The organism is Methylibium sp. T29 (assembly GCF_000576205.1).
GTDB lineage: Bacteria > Pseudomonadota > Gammaproteobacteria > Burkholderiales > Burkholderiaceae_C > Methylibium > Methylibium petroleiphilum.
The window spans coordinates 1-1925 of record NZ_AZND01000420.1 but is presented as its reverse complement, the minus strand read 5'-3'; the positions used below and the strand labels follow the sequence as shown (position 1 = coordinate 1925).

Here is a 1925-nt window from a genome sequence, read left to right as displayed (position 1 = left end):
GGTGCGCCGCCGAAGCTGCTGGGCCGCCAGGCGGCGAAGCTGCGCACTTCCTCGCGCGGGATGAAGCGGGCATAGGCGTTCGGCGAGCCGTCGGCCGCCGGGCCGTCGGTCGCGCGACTGCGGCTGCCGGGATCGCGCGGCGCCGGGCTGGCGCCGAGCTTGCGTTCAAAGGAACTGGTCATCGCCACCGCCACCCAGCACGATCTGGCCCTCGTCGGCCAGGCGACGCACGATCTTCAGCATTTCCTTCTGCTCGGCCTCGACCTCGGAGACGCGCACCGGACCGCGCGATTCGAGATCCTCGCGCAGCGTCTCGGCCGCGCGCGTGGACATGTTCGCAAGGATGCGGTCGCGCAGCTCGGGCGGCGCGCCCTTGAGCGCCACCACCAGCGATTCGGTCTGCACTTCCTTCAGCAGCGCCTGGATGCCGCGGTCGTCGATCTTCTGCAGATCGTCGAACGTGAACATGTTGTCCATGATCTTCTGCGCGAGGTCGCTGTCGGCCTCGCGGATGTAGTCCAGCACCGAGGTCTCGATGGCCGAACCCATCATGTTGATGATCTCGGCCGCCGGCTTCACACCGCCCATCATCGACTTCTTCATGCGCTCGCCGCCGGCGAGCACCTTGCCCATCACCTCGTTCAGGTCCTTCAGCGCGCTGGGCTGGATGCCGTCGAGCGTGGCCACACGCACCATCACCTCGTTGCGCTGGCGCTCGGTGAATTCCTTCAGCACTTCGGCCGCCTGGTCGAACTCCAGGTGCACGAGGATCGCCGCGACGATCTGCGGGTGCTCGTTGCGCAGCAGCTCGGCCACCGAGTTCGGGTCCATCCACTTCAGGCTCTCGATGCCGGAGACATCACCGCCCTGCAGGATGCGGTCGATCAGCAGATTGGCCTTGTCGTCGCCGAGCGCCTTGCGCAGCACGGCCTTCACGTACTCGTCGGTGTCGCTCACCAGCATGCTGGTGTCGGCGGCGTCGCCGGTGAAGCGTTCGAGCACCTGCTCGAAGCGCTCGCGCGGCACGCTCTTCATCTTGGCGATGGTCTCGCCGAGGCGCTGCACTTCCTTCGGGGCGAGGTGCTTGAAGACCTCGGCGGCTTCTTCCTCGCCGATCGACATCAGCAGGATGGCCGCATCTTCCAGTCCCTGGGCATCCATGGCTATTTCCTTCCCCAGGTCGCGTCAGGCGCGGCGGCCTTCCGCAGGGGCTCACGCCAGCTCATGCGGCCTCCTTGGCGGACCAGCCGCGCACGATGTTGGCCATGGCCGCCGGGTTTTCCTTGGCGAGCGCACGGGCCTGGTTCAGCCGCATGTCCACCACCGGCGCCTCGAGCGCGGGCAGGGCCGCCGCCTGGGCCGTCGGCGGCGACGGCAGTGCCTGCACGTCGTCGACCACCGCGTCGAGCTGGCGCTGCGGCTGGGCCGGCTGGGCCGCCTTCAGCGCCGGCCGCACCGCGCCGAACACGATGATCATCGCCAGCAGCGTCAGCGCGCCCGGCACGGCCAGCGTGCGCAGCAGGTCCTGGGTCTCGGGCTGCTTCCACAGCGGCAGCGCTTCCTCGACCGGCGGCTTCTCGACCTTGAAGGGAGCGTTGATCAGCTTCACCGAGTCGCCGCGGTCGGCGTTGAAGCCGATGGTCTCCTTGACCAGCGCGGTGAGCTTCTCCATCTCCTCGGCCGAGATCGGCGTGGTGCTGGTCTTGCCCTTGGCGTCGGTGACCGAACGGTGGTTCAGCACCACCGCCGCGTTCAGGCGCTTGATGGTGCCGGTAGCGTTGCGCGTGACGCGCACGGTCTTGTCGACCTCGTAGTTGGTGGTGGCCTCGCGCCGGCTGTTGCCGCCGCTGCTGCCGCCCTGCGCGGTCTGCAACGGCTGCGCGCTGCCGTTGACCGGCGCGGTGGCCGGCACCGGCGGCTGGTTG

2 protein-coding genes and 1 pseudogene are annotated in these 1925 nt (G+C 68.8%); all 3 read right to left on the bottom strand.

The features are described 5' to 3' along the window. Positions 1–182: pseudogene (locus x551_RS21635) on the bottom strand (hypothetical protein); the annotation flags it as partial. Further along, complete coding sequence (fliG, locus tag x551_RS21630) at positions 166–1161, bottom strand: flagellar motor switch protein FliG (protein ID WP_011828166.1); 996 nt, start codon at positions 1159–1161, stop codon at positions 166–168. The gene fliG and the pseudogene x551_RS21635, both read right to left, overlap by 17 nt. A 61-nt stretch (positions 1162–1222) precedes the next feature. Continuing rightward, the coding region (locus x551_RS21625) for a flagellar M-ring protein FliF C-terminal domain-containing protein (RefSeq protein WP_036251275.1) at positions 1223–1925 on the bottom strand (703 nt) is incomplete at its 5' end.

Coding starts and splice junctions, on each gene's coding strand:
- fliG (WP_011828166.1), bottom strand. CDS start 1,161: ATGGATGCCCAGGGACTGGAAGATGCGGCCATCCTGCTGATGTCGATC.